Annotated in this window: 18 protein-coding genes and 2 pseudogenes; 9 read left to right on the top strand and 11 right to left on the bottom strand. The window is 59.5% G+C overall.

The genetic code is table 11. The features are described from left to right. Nucleotide 1: 1 nt before the first annotated feature. On the top strand, nucleotides 2-811 hold the full coding sequence (locus tag ACCQ06_RS17265) for a hypothetical protein (RefSeq protein ID WP_316688091.1): 810 nt from the start codon (nucleotides 2-4) through the stop codon (nucleotides 809-811). A 318-nt stretch (nucleotides 812-1,129) separates the two neighbouring features. Here the strand turns inward: ACCQ06_RS17265 and ACCQ06_RS17260 are convergent, their stop codons facing one another. From ACCQ06_RS17260 to ACCQ06_RS17250, 3 genes are all read right to left on the bottom strand, one after another. Continuing rightward, on the bottom strand, nucleotides 1,130-2,620 hold the full coding sequence (locus ACCQ06_RS17260) for a hypothetical protein (RefSeq protein ID WP_316688088.1): 1,491 nt from the start codon (nucleotides 2,618-2,620) through the stop codon (nucleotides 1,130-1,132). A gap of 221 nt (nucleotides 2,621-2,841) precedes the next feature. Next, a complete protein-coding gene (locus ACCQ06_RS17255; RefSeq protein WP_316688086.1) occupies nucleotides 2,842-3,519 on the bottom strand; it encodes a hypothetical protein in 678 nt (225 codons plus the stop codon). A gap of 200 nt (nucleotides 3,520-3,719) precedes the next feature. Continuing rightward, a protein-coding gene (locus ACCQ06_RS17250; RefSeq protein WP_316688085.1) for an IS3 family transposase occupies nucleotides 3,720-4,822 on the bottom strand; the annotation gives its coding sequence in 2 pieces (ribosomal slippage) (nucleotides 3,720-4,564 and nucleotides 4,564-4,822; 1,104 coding nt in all). A gap of 60 nt (nucleotides 4,823-4,882) precedes the next feature. On the opposite strand from ACCQ06_RS17250, the pseudogene ACCQ06_RS17245 reads away from it, so the two are divergent. Beyond that, nucleotides 4,883-5,527, top strand: a pseudogene (locus tag ACCQ06_RS17245) (hypothetical protein); the annotation flags it as partial. Between the two features lie 73 nt (nucleotides 5,528-5,600). Here the strand turns inward: ACCQ06_RS17245 and ACCQ06_RS17240 are convergent. From ACCQ06_RS17240 to ACCQ06_RS17225, 4 genes are all read right to left on the bottom strand, one after another. Next, entirely contained in the window at nucleotides 5,601-5,969 is a 369-nt protein-coding gene (locus tag ACCQ06_RS17240) for an HVO_A0114 family putative DNA-binding protein (protein ID WP_316688084.1), read from the bottom strand. Nucleotides 5,970-5,976: 7 nt separating this feature from the next. Next, entirely contained in the window at nucleotides 5,977-6,258 is a 282-nt protein-coding gene (locus tag ACCQ06_RS17235; protein WP_228325566.1) for a toxin-antitoxin system TumE family protein, read from the bottom strand. Between the two features lie 64 nt (nucleotides 6,259-6,322). Then, the gene (locus tag ACCQ06_RS17230) at nucleotides 6,323-6,664 is read right to left on the bottom strand and encodes a hypothetical protein (protein ID WP_316688082.1); all 342 of its coding nucleotides are present in this window, start codon (nucleotides 6,662-6,664) and stop codon (nucleotides 6,323-6,325) included. Between the two features lie 608 nt (nucleotides 6,665-7,272). Then, nucleotides 7,273-7,557, bottom strand: coding sequence for a hypothetical protein (locus ACCQ06_RS17225; protein WP_316688080.1), 285 nt, complete (start codon nucleotides 7,555-7,557; stop codon nucleotides 7,273-7,275). A gap of 169 nt (nucleotides 7,558-7,726) precedes the next feature. Between ACCQ06_RS17225 and ACCQ06_RS17220 the strand changes: the two genes are divergently transcribed. The 3 genes from ACCQ06_RS17220 to ACCQ06_RS17210 all read left to right on the top strand — a co-directional run bounded on the left by ACCQ06_RS17220 (nucleotide 7,727) and on the right by ACCQ06_RS17210 (nucleotide 9,688). Then, nucleotides 7,727-8,272 (top strand): hypothetical protein, encoded by a 546-nt coding sequence (locus tag ACCQ06_RS17220; protein ID WP_104617557.1) that lies wholly within the window; start codon nucleotides 7,727-7,729, stop codon nucleotides 8,270-8,272. Nucleotides 8,273-8,814: 542 nt separating this feature from the next. Next, nucleotides 8,815-9,207, top strand: coding sequence for a hypothetical protein (locus ACCQ06_RS17215; protein ID WP_316688076.1), 393 nt, complete (start codon nucleotides 8,815-8,817; stop codon nucleotides 9,205-9,207). 88 nt (nucleotides 9,208-9,295) lie between these two features. Next, a complete protein-coding gene (locus ACCQ06_RS17210; RefSeq protein ID WP_104617555.1) occupies nucleotides 9,296-9,688 on the top strand; it encodes an H-NS histone family protein in 393 nt (130 codons plus the stop codon). Between the two features lie 554 nt (nucleotides 9,689-10,242). On the opposite strand, the gene glgX is transcribed toward ACCQ06_RS17210, so the two are convergent. Then, on the bottom strand, nucleotides 10,243-12,375 hold the full coding sequence (gene glgX / locus ACCQ06_RS17205) for a glycogen debranching protein GlgX (RefSeq protein WP_316688074.1): 2,133 nt from the start codon (nucleotides 12,373-12,375) through the stop codon (nucleotides 10,243-10,245). Nucleotides 12,376-12,872: 497 nt separating this feature from the next. Here glgX and rimK point away from each other — a divergent pair, with 497 nt between their 5' ends. The 4 genes from rimK (at nucleotide 12,873) to ACCQ06_RS17185 (ending at nucleotide 16,459) form a co-directional block, all read left to right on the top strand. Continuing rightward, entirely contained in the window at nucleotides 12,873-13,748 is an 876-nt protein-coding gene (gene rimK, locus ACCQ06_RS17200; RefSeq protein WP_055848862.1) for a 30S ribosomal protein S6--L-glutamate ligase, read from the top strand. A gap of 103 nt (nucleotides 13,749-13,851) precedes the next feature. Next, entirely contained in the window at nucleotides 13,852-14,436 is a 585-nt protein-coding gene (locus ACCQ06_RS17195; RefSeq protein ID WP_316688070.1) for a hypothetical protein, read from the top strand. 18 nt (nucleotides 14,437-14,454) lie between these two features. Continuing rightward, nucleotides 14,455-15,132, top strand: a complete 678-nt coding sequence (locus ACCQ06_RS17190; protein WP_003490678.1) for a response regulator transcription factor — start codon at nucleotides 14,455-14,457, stop codon at nucleotides 15,130-15,132. After that, nucleotides 15,125-16,459, top strand: coding sequence for a sensor histidine kinase (locus ACCQ06_RS17185; protein WP_316687925.1), 1,335 nt, complete (start codon nucleotides 15,125-15,127; stop codon nucleotides 16,457-16,459). The genes ACCQ06_RS17190 and ACCQ06_RS17185 overlap by 8 nt, the downstream gene beginning before the upstream one ends. Before the next feature lie 144 nt (nucleotides 16,460-16,603). Here ACCQ06_RS17185 and ACCQ06_RS17180 read toward each other — a convergent pair whose 3' ends face one another. From ACCQ06_RS17180 to ACCQ06_RS17170, 3 genes and pseudogenes are all read right to left on the bottom strand, one after another. Continuing rightward, nucleotides 16,604-17,095: a GNAT family N-acetyltransferase gene (locus ACCQ06_RS17180; RefSeq protein WP_316687924.1), complete on the bottom strand. Its 492-nt coding sequence runs from the start codon at nucleotides 17,093-17,095 to the stop codon at nucleotides 16,604-16,606. After that, nucleotides 17,092-17,382, bottom strand: a complete 291-nt coding sequence (locus ACCQ06_RS17175; protein WP_228325572.1) for a type II toxin-antitoxin system TacA family antitoxin — start codon at nucleotides 17,380-17,382, stop codon at nucleotides 17,092-17,094. Before ACCQ06_RS17175 ends, ACCQ06_RS17180 begins: the two co-directional genes overlap by 4 nt. A gap of 75 nt (nucleotides 17,383-17,457) precedes the next feature. Beyond that, a pseudogene (locus ACCQ06_RS17170) lies at nucleotides 17,458-17,861 on the bottom strand (SymE family type I addiction module toxin). Nucleotides 17,862-18,180 lie beyond the last annotated feature (319 nt).

The following is an 18,180-nucleotide window of genomic DNA, read 5'->3' as shown; positions in this document are numbered from 1 at the left end:
GATGGGTATCGGTGAAGAGATTTTTTCTAGATTCGGGCCTTCAGAAATTTCCGGGTCGCAATTGCGCTATTACCAAGACCGTCTGAGTGGATTGTATGCTTCCATTTCATCTCATGAGATTACAGGTCAGTATCTGAGTGCGCACAACGTTTCATTTCTAGGAAATGGGCTTGCTAAGCACAGAAAGGTCGGGGCATTCAATTTGAATCCTATTGACCTCTGTAGGCTCTTTATGGTCTTCAATAATGCTTGTGCTTATGAATATACAAAGACGTGGTCAAGGCGCTACGGGCAAAGAAAATCTCTAGAGGCTCCATTGGGAGTTTATGTGATTAGTTCTGTTCGCGGTTTAACGACTAAAGATGTTCGGGTCGGTATATTTAAGGATAGTCCTTTTGACCTTTTTGGTAAGTCTCTATACATGGATCACCTGAAGTTTGATGAGAATTTTTCGAGGCAACTTATTGGCACCGTCGCGATATCGCTCTCGCTTCTCACGGCTTTCCGAGTCGGCATTAAGTCAGTCAGGCTATTCGCTGCGGGGGGATATGATCGCTTTCGTCATGCCCAACCAAAATCCGGGTATTGGGGCTATAGAGTGTGCCCAAGATTGGGTTTCGACGCGCCGCTTTTTCGTGAAGAAATGAGGGCACAAAAATTCAAGGGATGTAAAAAAGTTTCAGATGTTGTTAGGCAAGATCCTGATTTGTGGGATGAGTTTGGCTTCGAGCGAATGATGGAGTTTGATATGAGGCCTGATAGCCATTCTTGGAATACTCTGATAGCCTATCTCCATGGAAAAAATTTTTAAATTTATCTTGTTAGGAAATTAGGATTTAAATATGGCTGGGGTAGATGATAGGAAAGAGTGGATGATAGAGGCGGGGAAACGTGTTCCACCTTGTGGGCTGCGTGACTGGTTCTATTCAAAGTTTGTGATCAGGAGAGGTTATGACGACTATCCTGAGCCCATGCCGGATGTGTTTTTGGATAGTTCTTCGATAGCGCAACATGAGGAATTAGAGCATTTGGAAGGGTCGATTGGTTCTGATTAGTGATAATTTCTAACGAAGAGAAATGGGTGCATCGAAAGTAGGTGCTATAGAAGCGATGTTCCACAGTTGTTAGATTATTGACCCGATTTCACCGGGAATCGGATTCTGAGGCGCTCCATCAAATCCTTCCATTCGCCGTCAAACATTGCGGCCGCCGGCCCCTCGCTGAATAGGTTGGCCTCGCTCAAAAACTGCGGAAAAAAGTAGCCTTTGAAGCGCTGAGAGGCTTTGTCCGTGAAGATATGTAGCCCATGCTCACTGATTGAGTCGACCACACGTGGCAATGCGGCGCATCCGACAATGGCAAATGGGTAACGTTGCGGGATGCGCGCATCCATCCCGCGCTCGCATAGCTCTTGCTCCACGAGGCTGGTAAGGGCATCTACTGCCTTCTGACCAAATAGGATCCAGTCTTCAAGGGTGACAATCAGGGAATAGATAGGCCCATCGGGCAGTTTAATTTCTGCGCGGCCTGACGTTACGTCGATGATATTTCGATAGTTCTGGACTACGGCTTGCGCTAGGCGCCTCAGGCCGTGCTCCAGCTCGCCAGGGCTAGCCGAAAGCTGTGCCGAGATGGGCATCCTCATTGTCTTGCATTCCATGAAGACTGTGGTGGCCGCGTCTCGGAGAATCCAGTCGCTACCGTGTCGCTGGGAACCGGCAACGGTGTAGGGGGCGGGGCGCTCGGCAGTCGTTGCACCTGTGAGGTGACCAAGGCAGTCGCCCACCAAATCCTCGAATGCATCTCCGTAGGCTTGGGCAAAGCCGTCAGCGTTCGCAAGGTCATAAAAAAGTCCTGCGAGTAGTCGCTTTCCCAGGAGTGACGGGCGTGGACAGGACAGCCTAGTCGGGGCGTCGGGTCGCAGTAGGATTAGGGGTTTCACCGCTACAGGATTAGGGGTGTAGTCCCACGACGAGTCATGCCGCGCATCCAGTAGGCAGCGGTTACGCAACAGCTTGGGCGTGGCAGTGATCGCAGCTACCCTTGCTGTCACTGCCGCGACGTCCAAGTCGAGTGCGGTCAGCTGTGACAACAATGGGACTTCATAGTTGCTCATGAAAAGCGCTTGGGTGGCTCCGGCGAACAGAAAGTAATCTTCGGATGTTAGGCCCAATGCGTTGTAAAGGACTTCGGAGAGGCGACCACGCTTGTAGAGAGACCAGTAGCGTCCAAGATATGAGGATCCAAAGCGATCGAAGTGAGGCAACTGTTGATGCCCGATACGGTGCATTGTGGTCCAGATGTCTAAGTTACACTTCGCTTTGAAATCGCTGTAGCTGCGAATGGCGTTGTGGAGTGTTCCAAGGTCATTCCAGTCCCGTAGCGAGCGGCGCGCGCCTTCCGAAGCCCCTGCGTGAATAAGCACCTCTCTGAGGTAGAGGTCCAGGTAGAATTCATGGACGCTTGGCTTCATTTGATTGTGAAAACCTTGCCTGGAGTGCGAATACTCAAATGGAAGGTTGTATCCATAACTGACATGTAAGCTGTATGCCCAAATATGGATGATGGAATCTCGCAGTCCAAAAGAAGCAGCAATCTTGGCAAGCTGGTCGTAAGTCACGTTTGGCCTCTTCCGGTCTTTTCATATTTTCTCGCTACTCATTCGATATGAGGCCAGTGCAGTCATGGCGCAGCAGTAGTCGTCCTTGGGCGTTGACTGCATCATACTGTGATGGGCCCGTGTTCGGAGTCCGAGGTTTGGAGCCTATCCACGCTCGCATCTAACAAGGGAGCTCGAGCGAAAAGTCTGTATCCACCAAGATGCGACCCAGCTTAAAGACTTCAGTTTTTTAGCTCCGTTTGCAGCTGAGTCGATTGAGGTATGGAAACATCTGAATTAGCCCCAGGATCTGGTTTGGCGGATTGCGGTGCCGGTGACCAGCGTTGGGGAGCTTGGGCGCGCAAAACTGTAGCTTCAGGGGCAAGGGCACAAGCTTTTCGAGCAAATTGTGGCCCGGCTTCGGTAAGTCGGCCGACAAGCACCAAGTTGTCGTTGACGCGAGCTACTTTGTCGCCTTCCAGTGGAGCGCATGCCGCGTCCTGCTGTAAATCAAGGAAGAAAGCACTGTAAGCGGCAACCCATCGCATAGCTGGGTAGACGACAGATTGGCTATTCGATAGGGCAGATGCTCCAAATAAAACCACAAATGCAGAGAGCCCCCTGATCAGGGTAACGATTACATCTAAGTGACCATTGGTGGCTTCGGATCTGGAAAGCTTCAGTAGACCCCATCCCATGGCAAGAAAGGCAGGGATGGCGCCAAGGACGGTCATCAGGGTTGCTGTCACGGGCACAATGGAGAGCAGGCTGAGCAATGCACTCGAGGTTGGGAAAAGGGACGCCTGCTGGCTGGTTGCCTCATTGACTACGACTCTGCCGACCCCTGTTGCTGCTGCGAGTGCTATTGCTCCAAATACCGTGACTGAAATCTTCATCAGAGGATGGGCCAGTTTGGGCATTACCCACGCGTAAGTGTCTCCTAAGAAAGCGATAGCTAACAGCGAGCAACTGGCATAGAAGGCCACGTCTGAAGGAAAAGAGCCTGGTGATCGTAGGAAAAGAGCGATGGACGCAAGCATGCATACGCCGCCACCTAGGTAGAGACGAATCACCCAGTGGTGATTTAGCGACGTCCCCCCGCCCTGAGTAGCGATCGGGTTTAGAGTCCGGGGTTGATGATATCGGTGTTTGCCAGATGTTGGGCATAAGCGGACGGCGTCATGCCGCCAATTGCTTTCTTGGGTCGGTCCTCGTTGTATTCGCGTCGCCAGCGTTCGATCTCGGTGCGCGCATGCAGCAGTGTTGGGAACCAGTGTTCGTTGAGGCATTCGTCGCGTAGCCGGCCGTTGAAGGATTCGACGTAGGCGTTCTGGTTCGGTTTGCCTGGCTGGATGAGCCGCAACTGCACGCCACGGGCATGCGCCCAGACGGCCATGGCCTTACCGCAAAACTCCTTGCCGTTGTCGGTGCGGATCACCTGCGGCAGGCCGCGACTCTCTGCCAGCCGGTCCAGCACACGCGTCACACCATGGCCCGAGATTGAACGCTCCACCTCGATGGTCACTGCTTCGTGTGTCGCGTCGTCCACGATCACCAGACACTTGATCGCCCGGCCTTCGGCGGTGCGGTCGAAGACGAAGTCCATCGACCACACTTGATTGGCCTGGGATGGCCGCAATAACGGCTGACGCTCGCCCACCGGTACTTTTTTCCGCTTGCGGCGACGGACTTGTAGCTGCTGCTCGCGATACAACCGCTCCACGCGCTTGTAGTTCACCAGGCGTCCTTCCTGTCGCAGCTTGAGATAGATCATCCCCGCACCGTAGCGGCGATGGCGATGCGCCAACGCAAGAATGCGCTCGCGCAGTTCGCCGTTGCGGTCTTGGCGTGGGCAATAGCGCAGCGCGCTGGCGCTCATGCCGATCGCCGCCAAGGCACGACGCTCGCTGGCACCACGCCCGATCCACTCGCACACCAGCGCACGACGCGCCGGTGCGCTCACCACTTTTTTCGCAACGCATCCTTGATCAGGTCGTTCTCGAACAACTGCTCGGCCAGCAACTTCTTCAGTCGCGTGTTCTCGGCCTCAAGGTCCTTGAGCCGCTTGGCATCGGGCACGCTCATCCCGCCGAACTTGCTGCGCCACAGGTAATAGGAGGCCTCGCTGAAGCCATGCCGCCGGCAAAGGTCCTTGATGGCCACGCCCGCTTCAGCCTCGCGCAGGAAGCCAATGATCTGCTCTTCGGAAAAACGCTTCTTCACATCCAATCTCCTCGGGATAGGGAATTGGACTCCAAACTGAGGTGCTACTCAAAATTGGGGGGACGTCGCGAGGAGGCCACGCCGTCGCGCGCGCCACGTTCGGTCGCGGAGCTCGTTGAGGAGGCCAGCGACGAGTGGGGAGTCGCTGTTCAAGCGGATTCCCGCTTGGCTCAGACGCTCCAAGCAACCCTGGCCTTGATGCAGTGGATCAGGGAGCGCGTGACTGCCTTCGCCGAGGAGGCCCGGCTGCGCCCGGACCTCAACGAGTTGCTCCGTCGGCTGGGGCGCTTCAAGGCTGCTGTCATGAAGTTCGCCCGGCGGCTACTGGCGGTGCGCCGAGCGGAGAAGCTGCACCACATGGCCGAGAACGCGTGGCACGACTTTTTGGCGAACAATCCCGAGCCGGGGACTTCATGGACGCAGGGGGACTGGAAGCAGCGGCGCGGGCGTCGGTTGAGCACCCTCGAAGCCCGAACCGCAGAGCTGGCCGATGCAAGGGCTCGGGTGTCCCCGGAGGAACAAGCCCTCTGCGAGAAAGAAGCCTCGGCCAGTGCGGTGCATCTGGAGGCTTGTAGCCGGGACATGCTCCAGCGGTATCCCCTCCAGCTGGACTTGGCGAGCAAACCGGATGAGCCGCGTCCAAGCCCAGCCAGCGCCGCACTTCCCGCGCCCGTCTACGTTCCCAAACCGCCGCGCTTCCACTGAAACCAAAAGAGCCCCGCAATGCGGGGCTCTTTTGGAGATGGTGCTGAATGGTCAGACGATGGCACCACCTAAACTATGCTGCCTCAGCTTCCGCTTCCGTGCGCATTTCGAACTTAACGTGCACGCCGTCATAGGGTAAGTGAAGAGCGCCGGCCTCGGTTTTGTTGATCAGGCCGCAGTCCACCAATGCAGTCGCGTCGGTGTGGACGCCCTTCACGTCGCGGTCTACCCGCCGAGCCAGTTCTCGCACGCCTAGCGGGCCGTTGCCGGCAAGAGCTTCGAGCAGACTCCAGCGGTTGGCATTCAATGTTCGCAGAAGATCTTCGCCGCTCGTGAAAGTGAAGTGCGGCACGGCGTCGCCTTTTCCGCGCGCTGCAGCTTTCATCTGCGCTTTCACTTCCTCTATGGTGGCGACCCCAATGGTCAGAATGTTCTTTTCCATGTTGTCCTCACAGTAGGGCCACATCGGCCCAAAAATCATCGGTTAATTGATCCAGGGTGGTGAAGTTGTAAGGCATTTCCACCGTGCCTATGTGCTTATGGTCGCCTTTGCCAGCTTCGTTGTCGTAACGCAACACACATATCCCAGCGACCACGTAAGCCAAACCGTATTTGTAGTTGTGGGCACTACCGCGCACGGGCTTGGGCACAAGCACAATACGTATTTCAGCAAAAGCATCTTCACCCAACTTGACGCGGCGATCTGTCAGCACCTGACTCTTGCTGCTCATGTTGTAATCCTGACAACAACCAATGGTGTTGTCAAGATTACATCACCCGCGCCCCGTGTAGGGTTCAGTGAAGCGTTGGGCGCTTCTTGCTGCGCACTGGATCCAGCTGGGCCTCCTTGGGCTTACGGCCCGCGCGCCATTCGTCTATCGAGGGGAGCTCTCGAACGATGACGGCCTCCCGTGTGCGCATCGGTTGGGAGGGATTCGGAAGGGCATGCTCCAAGGATTGGGCGGCGATGCCCCCACCTGGCGGCTTCTTCTGGCTGTAGACGATCAACTCGCCAGCGGACGCCCAGGCGTTGCAAACATTCCGTTGGCGCACCAGCGGCTCGTCAGAGAGCGTTTGGCTCATCAGCCCGGCGAGCAGTTGGCCAGCGATTTCGAGTTGTTGTGGGTTGGTGGTCATGAAGACTCCTGCGTGTGGGGAAGTCCTCATCCAACCAACAATTCGCAACTGCGCAAGAGCTCGCTTATGTGCTCATTTCACAAATTTGAATACGGTCGAAGATTTCATTTCTAGTATGTCCAATTCTGATATTTGGGCCGCGGTTGCTCTCCCAAGCAGCCGGAAAAATTGTGGGCTCTGCGTTGCTGAAGGAGGGCGCCTCGCGGGCGGGGAGGCCATACGGCCACTATCCCGCCGGAGCCAATTCGGCCCCCAAGCAGTCTAGGGTTCGCAGGCACAGCGACTTGAAGCGCTGCCGTTCGCTTAGCTATGATCGGGTATCACGCGGGGTATCATTTTTGGATCACCCCACTCCGGGATAAGTTAGGAAAATCAATTGGTTGGCGTGGGAGGATTCTGTTCCCTTCGCCCGCTCCAAGGCCGCAACGGCTTGGGTGCATTGAGACGGCCAAGCTGCCGTGCTGCCGCGTCATCTTCCTGTCTTCGCCAAGCTGCGCGTTTGCCCGGCAATATCAAGCGATGTCTCGCTGCATCGACTGCCGTTGCGCAGTTCTGACCGCAGGCAGGCATTTGAGCGTGTTTGCACCTTCATTGGATGTGATAGCAGGTCAAACGGCCATCGCGGTCTGGTTTGTCGCGTTTTCCCTGGTGGCATTGATGCTCGGTAGGCATGCCTCGGGTCGCACGTTGATGGTTGTCGAACAGTGCGCAATGGCAAGTGTGGCCGTGGGGCTGCCGCTGGCAGTGTGCTTGCCATCCTCGGCATACGTCGTGAAGTTTGCGGTGATGCTTGCATTGTCGCTGTGCATGTTTGTTGTGGGCGTCGCGCGGGCCGCGGCGATGTCTGTGGTTCGGTTTAATTGCGGCAGCGCTGGCCTGCGGCGTCGTTGCATTTCAGTACATGCTGATGGAGATCGCCAGATAGGCGCTTGACGCTACTGCGATGTCTTGACGCGGACGCGTTGGCGATAAGAGCGCCGTCTTCCGCCGATTTCAGTGCCGTTCGGGGTCGTCGGTCTAGCGTTCGCAGCGCACGGATGTCCGTGTAGTCCGGATGCTGTCATGTCTGTCGCACGCAATCGTTTGCCTTCGATCATCGTTGCATTGGGTGCCATCATTTGTGCGGGGCCGGTGTTTGCGGCCTGCCAGCCCGGGCCGTTTGCTGTCTCGCTGCCTGCGCAGCGGCTCGACGAGCGTTTGCAGGAGCTGGCCCACGTCACAGGATGCGCGGTGGAAGTGGATCCATCGCTTCTGCAGGACAAGCGCGCCGCTGCCTTGACGGGGTCACTGACCGCCGATCAGGCCTTCATTCAATCGGTGCGTGGCAGCGGCCTCGAAGCTGGGCCGGCCGATGACCATTGGCGCGTCAATCAAGCGCAGCAACTGTATTTTGCCGAGCGGGTGGAGACTTTGCGCAGCGCGATTGCGGATGCGCGCAAGAGCAAATCGATGACGCCCGTACGTGCGCAAAAACTGATGGCGTATCTGTCGAAAATTGCTGTGGATGTCCCCAAGCTTGTGCGCGAGCAAGGTTTTCTCAGTGCGGCAGAGCGGGCCTCTTACGGGCGCATGTTGAAGGATGTGGAACAGTCGTTAGGGAAGGTGTGAACAACTTGCGGCGTTGCGAGTGAAATGAAACTTCGCTGGATCCAAGCGCTCACCCCTGCTGACAAGCAACCACTTCCGCGTAGTCACGGTGGTCTCGGTTGTTGGTCGAATGCGCATTGAAGCGTTGTTCGGAGGTTCCTTAGTGCGGTGATTCGTTGCAACAATGAAGCGTGATGTTGCGGCTTTCGTCAGGCCGATTCGCCGCATTTTTGATTCAGTGGTGGGTGAGGCGCATTGCAGCTGCAGGCACGGTCTCTGTCAGCACGATGGCGTATCCAGCCTGATTTCAAGATCTTTGGCGATCGGCTCGGTGCACCCCAATTAGATGTTTTCGATCCATGTCGCAGGTTTCGCGCGATGCGGATGATCCCAGCCTGTTCTCTATCGTTTCAATGTGTGTTGCCAATGACATCGATTGCAGGCTCGCCATGGTTGGAAAAAGTGCTCCACAACTTCGGCTTTTTCTTCTGCAGGGTCAGGAACCTCCTGATTGAGAACGCGTCGCATGACGACCATAGTGGCTGCATCATTGAGCGGACACCATGACGACTACTCACTCCCAACTGGTTGGTGCGTTGATGAAAGGCATGCGTCGCGCCGAGTCTGCGCGCGTCGCTTCGATTGCCCACCGCACCGGGCCTGCGGATCAGACGAGTGCGTTTGGGACGCCGGACAACGCCGGCAAGGTGCTGGAAATGTTCAAGCTCGACGCCGATCAGATTCGCCAGATTGGTCTGGTCGGGGTCGAGGAACTCGGCGAGGCGGTCTGTCATGCGTGGTCGATCAACGCAGGGCAGTTGGACCGGGTAGTGCAATGGTTCACCGCCCCCAGGGTGGAATTTGTCGGCAAACACTGTAGCGAGCTGATCCGGGCAGGGCGCATTGGGCCGGTGCTGACCATGGCCCGCGAGCATGCCTTGCTGCGCCATCGCTGAGCGCCAGCAGACCCGGCGAGGGCTGGGCGCTTTACGCTAGACGGCGCAGGCGCAATACTCGCTGACCCGCCCAACCTTAGTTCCGTCAATGCGCCAGGTTCCGCCCGCTTCACCCTCTGCCGCCGCCAAAGCCCAATTGCTGGAAGAGCTGCGCAAGCTTGAGCAGGAAGAGGCGCAGCTCAAATATGCCCAGACCCTGGAAGCCTTCGACCAGGTTGTCGAGGTCCTCACCCAGTTCGGCAGCCGGTTCAATGCCAAGCAGAAGTCCCAGATCGCTTCGCTGGCGATGACCGGCAAGTCCAAGGGCCCGCTGTCGTCCACGGGCGAAGTCGTGGCCAAGTACTGGATCCCACATTCCGGCGAGACCTGGTCCGGCCGTGGCCGCACTCCGCGTGCGTTCAAGGCCTGGGAAGGCACCAGTTCCTACAAGGAATGGAAGTCCAAGCATCCGGACAAGCGTTTCCCGCTCTACCCGGGGTGAGTTTTCGCCGATTTGGCATGCTCGTGGGGGAGCTTGGATCCGAGTCGCGTGGGTTAGCCGCGTGGTCGCTTGGCGATGCGTGCAGCGTTTCGCAGTGCGCGACTGCCTGTTCGTATGCTTGTCATAGTGGCGACAGTGAGTTTGTGATGACGACCCGATCGCGCTGAGCATCGTGCTGACGGAAGCCGGTAGCGAAATCAAAATGGAAGCGCAGGCCTGGCAGTGCCGAGGCGCTACGCCAGTTACTGTGATCGCCAGGCGCTGATCACCACAGGTTCCGATGCGCTGCGTTTCGCTTTGCTTGCGCGTCTACCGCCTGCTGCGAAGATATTTAAGAACTGCGCTGAGTTCGCGGCATCGTCTAGTTCGCGCATTCGCGTAGAAAGCTCTCAAAGCTGCATTCTTAATCGATGCCAGCAGTATCAGTGCGGGAATGACGCTGCATCTCGTCGACGCACGGCGCATACGGTCGCCCAGCGAGCATCCCGGCACCGCATAAAAAAGCTCGCCGCCCACCATGTCGGTAGACAGCGAGCCGTTCGACCGCTCAATCGTTACTGATCGCTCTTGCACTCGAAGACCGACACGCTGCGCGGCGGGGCCAGAAATTCGCTGGCGCCAGCCGGCATCATGTCTACCTCCAGCGCTTCATCGGTCGACAGCACCAGCTTCCAATGCACCGGTTCATCAGCGGCCGGCAGGGTGAAGGTCACGCCCTCGTGGTAGGCGTTGATGACGATCAGCAAGGTGTCGTCGTTGGCTAGCTCCTTGACGCCGGAGGTCTGCGCCTTGCCTTCGAGCAGCAGGCCGACCGAGCGCGCACCGGCATCGGTCCAATGCGCGTCTTCCATTTCGGTGCCGCCTGGATTGAGCCAGGTGAGATCGCGCAGGCCGGCCTCTTCGTTGTATTGCCCATTGAGAAAGCGGCCACGCGACAGAATCGGGTAGCGCTTGCGCAGCGCGGTCAATGCCTTGACGAAGGCGGTGAGCCGGCCCTCGGTCGGGTCGTTTTCCCAATCCAGCCAGGTGATCTCGTTGTCCTGACAATAGGTGTTGTTGTTGCCGCCCTGGGACTGCGCACGTTCGTCGCCGCTGAGCATCATCGGCGTGCCTTGCGACAGCAGCAGCGTCGCAAGCAGATTCTTCATTTGCCGCTCGCGAAGTTGCAGGATGTCGGCGTTGTCGGTTTCGCCTTCTTCGCCGTAATTGCAGGAGCCATCGTTGGAAGAACCGTCGCGGTTGTCTTCGCCGTTGTCGATGTTGTGCTTTTCGTTGTAGCTCACCAAGTCGCGCAGGGTAAAACCGTCGTGCGCAGTGATGAAGTTGACCGAAGCCCAGGGACGGCGGCCGCGGCGATCGAACAGATCGGCCGAGCCGGTGAAGCGCGTTGCAAACTCTGCCAATTTGCCATCCTCGCCCTTCCAGAACTCGCGCGCGTTGTCGCGGAACTTGTCGTTCCATTCCGACCAGCCCGGCGGGAAGTGACCCACCTGGTAACCGCCCGGGCCGCAGTCCCACGGCTCGGCGATGAGTTTGACTTCCGACAGCAGCGGGTCCTGATTGCACGCATCCAGAAAGCCGCCGCGCTGGTCGAAACCGCTCGGCTCACGTCCCAGGATGGTGGCCAGATCGAAGCGGAAACCGTCGACGTGCATTTCGCCGGCCCAGTAGCGCAGCGAGTCGTTGACGAACTGGATCACCCGCGAGTTGCTCAGATTGAGCGTGTTGCCGGTGCCGGTATCGTTGATGTAATAACGCTTGTCTTCGGCAAGCCGGTAATAACTGGCGTTGTCGATGCCCTTGAACGACAGGGTCGGGCCCAGCTCGCTGCCTTCGGCGGTGTGGTTGTAGACCACGTCCAGAATTACTTCCAGACCCTGCTTGTGCATGGCCTTGACCATGTCGCGGAACTCATCGCGGTGGCCGCTGGAGAGGTAACGCGACTTCAACGCAAAAAAGCCGATGGTGTTGTAGCCCCAGTAATTACGCAGTCCCTTGTCCAGCAGATGCTGATCATCCAGATACGCGTGCACCGGCAATAGCTCGACGGCAGTGATGCCCAGGTCCTTGATGTACTGCAGTACCTGCGGCTGGGCGAGACCTGCAAACGTGCCGCGCACCGCTTCGGGCACCTGCGGGTTGCGCATGGTGTAGCCGCGCACGTGGGTTTCGTAGATGACCGTCTCGTTCCACGGCTTGAGCAGCCGCGCATCGTCGCCCCAATCGTAGGTGTCTTCGACCACCACGCACTTGGGCATGAACGGCGCACTGTCGCGCTCGTCGAAGCTCAGGTCGCCGTCTGGATGGCCGACGGTGTAGCCATACAGCTCATCGGCCCAGATCAGATCGCCTTCGAGCTCGCGGGCATACGGGTCCAGCAGCAGCTTGTTGTGATTGAAGCGGTGACCTTCGGTCGGCGCATAGTGGCCGTGCACGCGATAGCCATAGCGCTGACCCGGCTTTGCATCAGGCAGATAGCCGTGCCAGATTTCGTTGGTGTATTCGGGAAGGTCGACGCGGGTTTCGTTGCCCTGTTCGTCGAACAGGCACAGTTCCACCCGTGTGGCATGCGCGGAAAACAGCGCGAAATTGGTGCCTTTGCCATCGAAGACAGCGCCGCGGGGAAACGGGCGTCCCTGGCGGATGCGGGAGGGGTTGGCATAGGCCGCGCTTGCTGGACGTCGCATGGAGAGTCTCGGGTGCGCCGGCATGCCGGCATTGAGGGGACGCAAGCATTGCGGTTGTTGCTGTGCAAAACGCGTTACGGCGACACGGGTATGGCGTGATGGCGCGTCGCCGAGGCTTCGCACCATGCAGCGCGCTGTGATCTGGCGCACCGGCGGCGTTCGCTTGTGGCAAACGCGGCCCTATCGAGCATGGACGAGTACTGCGATGCCGCGTCAGCACGACAAGGTGCAGTGGTGGATCCAGCGCGGCTTCCCACTGCTTGAGCGCTGCGCGTGCGCCCTGCTAGCATCGATCCGGTTGGAGCTGCGCATCCCTGCGTGGTTGCAGCACGTGCCGAGGCGCTATCGCGTCTCCATCCTCGGGGCCGTCGCACACCAGTTCAACCGTTGCGAGCTGCGCACAATGCGCCCGCGCGGTCGGCCGGCAGACGTACGGGCTTGGGTCACCTCGTCATCAGACTCCGACCATGTCCAGGCCGCGCCGTGTCCCTGCTGCGATGAAAATCGCGATTCTTTCGCGCAACAGCAAGCTGTACTCGACCCGACGGCTTATCGAGGCGGGCCGCAAGCGTGGTCATACGGTGCGTATCCTCGACCCGCTGCGGTGCTATATGCGCATCGCCGCCGATGGCTTCAGCCTGCACTACAAGGGCAAGCCGATCACCGGCTTCGATGCGGTGATTCCACGCATCGGCGCTTCGGTCACCCGCTATGCCACCGCCGTGCTGCGCCAGCTCGAATTCATGGGCACCTACACGCCCAATCCCTCGGACGCCATCCTGCGTTCGCGCGACAAACTGCGTGCGCATCAACTGCTGGCGGCGCAGGGCATCGACATGCCGGTCACCGTGTTCGGCGACAACCCCGACGACACCCAGGACCTGCTCTCCATGCTCGGCCCGCCACCGCATGTGGTGAAGTTGAACGAGGGGGCGCAAGGCGCCGGGGTAATCCTGACCGAGAAGGCCAGCGCGTCGCGCGGCGTGGTCGAGGCACTGCGCGGGCTGTATGCCAATTTCATCGTGCAGGAATTCATTGGCGAAGCCGAAGGCGCAGACCTGCGCTGCTTCGTGGTCGGCGACCGCGTCGTCGCAGCGATGCGGCGCCAGGCGGCCGAAGGCGATTTCCGTTCCAACCTGCATCTTGGCGGCACCGCTGCAGTGGCCCAGGCCACCGAGCAGGAGCAGCAGGTGGCGGTCCGTTCGGCGCGCGCGCTGGGCCTGGCGGTGGCTGGCGTCGACCTCATCCGCTCCAAGCGCGGGCCGCTGGTCCTGGAGGTCAATTCGACCCCCGGTCTTGAAGGCGTTGAGGGTGTCTGCGGCGTGGATGTGGCCGCCAGCATCATCCAGCATCTCGAGGAATCGGCCCGTTGATCGGAGATCAACTGTTTTTAGCGGAAAATTAACGAAACTCTAATCCTTTGCTCGCTAGCCTCTGTCGACCGTAGCTCCGCTCTCGGCAGTGACGGTGATCGGGATGAACTTTTGGCCCAAGTGCGGTGTCGCACTTGGGCCTTTTTATGGATGGCTTGCCGCTCTTGAGGTTCACGTCTACATTCAGCTACCTACCATCGATGGAACGACCTGCAACGTCATGAAAGGACTACTACTGATATTGATGTGCGCAGCGCTGCCTGCATTTGCCGCGGGCAAGAAGGCTGTAGACGTTGAGGCTCAGCCTCCCTTTGCCGAGCAGGCAGAGCAGGTGCGTATGGATCTGAGGAGCGGCGATAAGTATTCGGAGATGGGCGCCGAGGATCGCAGCAGGGTGCTTTCGGCCTTGCAGCGTATAGAAACTGCACTGCAGTCCCGGCCCGCCCCGGCGGAACTCACGCCTGAGTCAAAGATGGCGGTGTTCAATGACCAGTCTTTGGTCAACGCACTGTTGAGCAAGGCAGGCGAAGAGAGCCGGATGATCTGCCAGCGTGTGCGTGCAGTGGGCTCCAATCTCTCTACGACCCAATGCATGACGGCGGCCGAACGGCGCCGACTTCGAGAAAATAACAAAGACGAATTGACGCGGATGCAACGGCAAACTGTCCAGAGGCAGCCGGGTACGTGACCAAACAACGAGGTTCCAGTGCGAATTCTAGTAATTGAAGACAACAGCGATATCGCCGCCAATCTGGGCGACTATCTTGAAGACCGTGGCCATACCGTGGACTTCGCCGCCGATGGCGTCACCGGCCTGCATCTGGCGGTGGTGCACGAGTTCGACGCCATCGTGCTCGATCTCAACCTGCCCGGCATGGACGGCATCGAGGTGTGTCGCAAGCTGCGCAACGAAGCGCGCAAGCAGACGCCGGTACTGATGCTGACAGCCCGCGACTCGCTGGACAACAAGCTGGCCGGCTTCGATTCCGGTGCCGACGACTACCTGATCAAGCCATTTGCGCTGCAGGAAGTGGAAGTGCGCCTCAACGCGCTGTCGCGTCGCGGCAAGGGCGTGCACACCCGCGTACTGGAAACCGGCGATCTGGAATACAACCTGGATACCCTGGAAGTGCGTCGCCGCGGCAAGCTGCTGCAGCTCAACCCGACCGCGCTGAAAATCCTGCAGGCGCTGATGGAAGCCTCCCCGGCGGTGGTGACGCGGCAAGAGCTGGAAACCCGTGTCTGGGGCGAAGAACTGCCCGATTCCGACTCGCTGCGCGTGCATATCCATGGCCTGCGTGCAGTGGTCGACAAGCCGTTCGACGTGCCGATGATCCAGACCCGTCACGGCATCGGTTATCGCATCGCTTCGCCTGATGCCTGAAAGTAACAGCAGCGCGCGGCCCGCCCGTCGGCGTGGCCGCTACCGGCGGCGCCTGCGCAGCCGCATCATTCTGTCGTTCGTGTTGTTGGGCTTTTGCCTGACAACACTGTTCGCCTTCGCCACCAACTGGGCACGCGCGCGCGTGGAAAACCAGTTGGTCGAAGACGTGATGAATCGCAACATCGACGCCTTTGCGCAGCGGTTCTATTCGGACCCGCTGCGCAATCCCGATCTGCCCGTGCAGCAGATGCGTGGCCGCGTGGTTAAAAGCGACAAGTTCGATGCGCTGCGGCTGGAACAACCGGAGTGGTACCAATTGCCGGACGGCATCCACACCATCTCCGGCGTGGACGACAGTGGCAATGCGTATTCGTACAAACTGGCGGTGCGCAAGACGCCCAGCGAGTGGTTCTTCCTCGCTTACGACATGACGCAGACGCTGCGCGGCGAAATTCAACTCAAGCGCACCTTGATGTTGTCGGTGCTCGTCTTCAGCGGGTTTTCGTTGGTGATCGGCTGGTGGTCGGCGTCCAAGGTCATGCGCCCGGTGTCGGATCTGGCGGCCCGCCTGCGCGCCTACCGTGGCGGCACCAGCGAGCCAAAACCGTTGGCAGCGCATTTCCCGGACGACGAGGTCGGCCAGCTCGCCGAGGCATTGGACGACTACTCGGCGCGCCTGACCGAAGTCGTGCAGCGCGACCGCGAATTCAATGCCGACGTCAGCCATGAGCTACGCACCCCGCTGGCGGTGATCCGGGGTGCCACCGAACTGCTGCTGACCAAGCCCAATCTGGATGAGAAGGTGCTGCAGCGGCTGCAGCGCATCCAGCGCGCCGAACTGCAGTGCAGCGATCTGATCGGCTCGCTGCTGCTGCTCTCGCGCAACGAACGCGGGCAGGGCAGCAGCAATGTGGCCAAGGTCGCCGAACAATTGATCGACTCCCATCGCGCACAGCTCGGCGGCAAACCGCTGGAGCTACTGCTGGAAGGCGAGCGCGACCTGGTCATCGACGCGCCGGAATCCGCCTTGTCGGTGGCGCTGGGCAACCTGATCGGCAATGCCGTCAAGTACACCCAGGACGGCCAGGTGCGCGTACGCGTGCGCGGCGACTGCGTGGAAGTCATCGACTCCGGCCCCGGCCTGAGCGAAGAAGACGCGGCCAAACTCTTCCAGCGCGGCTACCGCGGCACCCACGCCGGCCACTCGCAAGGCGGCGGCATCGGCCTGTCGATCGTCAGCCGGCTATGCGACCTGTACGGCTGGCGGGTGAGCGTGCGCCCAGGGCAGGAGCGCGGCGTGATCGCAACGCTGGCGTTCCATCGCTAACCAACCGCCCGCTTGCGTAGGAGCGCACCCGGGCGCGACCGCTGTACCGGCAATGCCTCCTCCGAGATTGGTTGCGGTTCTGAAATCATCAAGCGCACCATCTTCCACAACAGTCTCCATCCTCGAACGACCCCCCCGGCCAGATCACAAGCTGGCTCTCAGGTCTTCCAGCGTGACGACCAGCACCATGGGATCCAGAGGGGAAGGCTCGAAGCCGATGCGCTCGTAAAACGCCTTGGCGTCCGTCGACAGTGCATGCACGAGCAGCCCGCGAATACCAATGGTGTCGGCCGCATGCAGGATGCGCTTGCCGGCATCCTGCACCAGGGCGCGGCCAAACCCTCTGCCATGTAGGGATCGATCAACAGCTAGCCTGCCAAGCACCACCACGGGGATCGGGTCCGGCATATTGCGGCGAAAGCGGCCGGGCGTCGCGTCCATGGCAACCGCACTCGAGGCCAAGGCGTAATAGGCCACAACCCGGTCATCCTCGCAGGCAACGAAAGTTCGCGACGCGCCGGTCGCCTGATTTTTCAGGGCGCGGCGCCTGAGCCAGAGGTCCAGGCTCTCCACGCCAGATGCGAACAGTTCGACCCGGTGATGCGCTGTCAGCGGTTCCGGCGCCGATACCGTCATGCCTTCTCCCAAGGGGCGGGAGTCTGCATCGTCTTGCGCAGGCGCGCATTCGGCTGCGGCGGCATGTCCAGCCGTGCCAGAAAGGCGGCGTAGGCGTCCGGGCTAGCCGCGATGAGGGTCTGGTCCAGCAAGGCTTCCTCGGCAGCCGAGCGCGCCGCGTCCAGCACGAAATCAGTGCGGTTCTTCCCGCGTGCCTTGGCGGCCCGGTCGATCAGGCTGCGTTCCTCGGGCTTGATGCGGAGATTCAAGGTTTCGCGCTTGCCGGGCATAGTGCTTGGTGTGGGCATGGTGTCGCCTCCTGCATGTCCAGGTAGTGTAGCGCCTCCGTAATGTCGATGTCATTACGATGAGGTGCTGTTCGTTCATTGCGAGGGCGCGCGCTCCACCGTCACCACCAACTCACCCTCGCGCGCAGTGATCTGCAGCTTGCAGCCCACCGCAAACCCCAATTGCTCTAGCCACAGCCCGCGTAAGCGCACGCTGGGAATGCGCTGGCTATGCGGCCGGCCGGGTTCGGCCTCGTAGAACGCATAGCCCACCGTGCAGCACGTGGGGTGCGCGCCTTGCGGGGTTGGCGCTGCGGTAAATCGTCCGCGCGAGGCCTGGTGTGACGGTCGAAGTCGAGATTGTCCACATCGAACGTGGGCGAAGGCACCAGTCGCATGGGCTGCGCGTCCTTTACCGGCGTGGCTGCTCGCTTGGCGGTAGCGGCGCGCTTGGCGTTTGGTTTGGACCGTTTGGCGGTTGAAGACGGCGCCCGGCTCATCGCCTCACCTCCGCCAGCACCATTGAGCGACGCCGCCTACCAACCTGCAATATCGATACATTTGCCATGACAACGCCTCCTTCGAAGAACAGACACCGTCGCCCGATGGCGACGGGATGTCGGGAGGTTAGAAACCGCTAGTAGTCGGCGGGCGTATTCCTCCCGAAGGAGTGTTGTATTAGCCGCCCTCCCGACGCAGGCATCGCGTCGGCTTGCGCCTGCGAACAGGCACAAAAAACCCACCAGTTTGACGGAGGTGGGTGCCGCTACTAGAGGAGTTTCTACGCTCCTTGAGGTAGAGGTTGCTACTGGTTGCTTG

The organism is Xanthomonas sp. NCPPB 4467 (genome assembly GCF_041475665.2).
Classification (GTDB): Bacteria; Pseudomonadota; Gammaproteobacteria; order Xanthomonadales; family Xanthomonadaceae; genus Xanthomonas; species Xanthomonas dyei.
This window is presented reverse-complemented; position numbering and strand designations above follow the sequence as displayed.

Excerpts from the sequence above, each read along its gene's own strand:
- ACCQ06_RS17255 (WP_316688086.1), bottom strand. The coding sequence starts at position 3,519 with ATGCCCAAACTGGCCCATCCTCTGATGAAGATTTCAGTCACGGTATTT.
- ACCQ06_RS17185 (WP_316687925.1), top strand. The coding sequence starts at position 15,125 with ATGCCTGAAAGTAACAGCAGCGCGCGGCCCGCCCGTCGGCGTGGCCGC.
- ACCQ06_RS17195 (WP_316688070.1), top strand. The coding sequence starts at position 13,852 with ATGAACTTTTGGCCCAAGTGCGGTGTCGCACTTGGGCCTTTTTATGGA.
- ACCQ06_RS17265 (WP_316688091.1), top strand. The coding sequence starts at position 2 with ATGGGTATCGGTGAAGAGATTTTTTCTAGATTCGGGCCTTCAGAAATT.
- ACCQ06_RS17175 (WP_228325572.1), bottom strand. The coding sequence starts at position 17,382 with ATGCCCACACCAAGCACTATGCCCGGCAAGCGCGAAACCTTGAATCTC.
- ACCQ06_RS17210 (WP_104617555.1), top strand. The coding sequence starts at position 9,296 with ATGCGCCAGGTTCCGCCCGCTTCACCCTCTGCCGCCGCCAAAGCCCAA.
- ACCQ06_RS17235 (WP_228325566.1), bottom strand. The coding sequence starts at position 6,258 with ATGAGCAGCAAGAGTCAGGTGCTGACAGATCGCCGCGTCAAGTTGGGT.
- ACCQ06_RS17225 (WP_316688080.1), bottom strand. The coding sequence starts at position 7,557 with ATGCAACGACGCCGCAGGCCAGCGCTGCCGCAATTAAACCGAACCACA.
- ACCQ06_RS17240 (WP_316688084.1), bottom strand. The coding sequence starts at position 5,969 with ATGGAAAAGAACATTCTGACCATTGGGGTCGCCACCATAGAGGAAGTG.
- ACCQ06_RS17215 (WP_316688076.1), top strand. The coding sequence starts at position 8,815 with ATGACGACTACTCACTCCCAACTGGTTGGTGCGTTGATGAAAGGCATG.
- ACCQ06_RS17180 (WP_316687924.1), bottom strand. The coding sequence starts at position 17,095 with ATGACGGTATCGGCGCCGGAACCGCTGACAGCGCATCACCGGGTCGAA.
- glgX (WP_316688074.1), bottom strand. The coding sequence starts at position 12,375 with ATGCGACGTCCAGCAAGCGCGGCCTATGCCAACCCCTCCCGCATCCGC.
- rimK (WP_055848862.1), top strand. The coding sequence starts at position 12,873 with ATGAAAATCGCGATTCTTTCGCGCAACAGCAAGCTGTACTCGACCCGA.
- ACCQ06_RS17230 (WP_316688082.1), bottom strand. The coding sequence starts at position 6,664 with ATGACCACCAACCCACAACAACTCGAAATCGCTGGCCAACTGCTCGCC.
- ACCQ06_RS17220 (WP_104617557.1), top strand. The coding sequence starts at position 7,727 with ATGTCTGTCGCACGCAATCGTTTGCCTTCGATCATCGTTGCATTGGGT.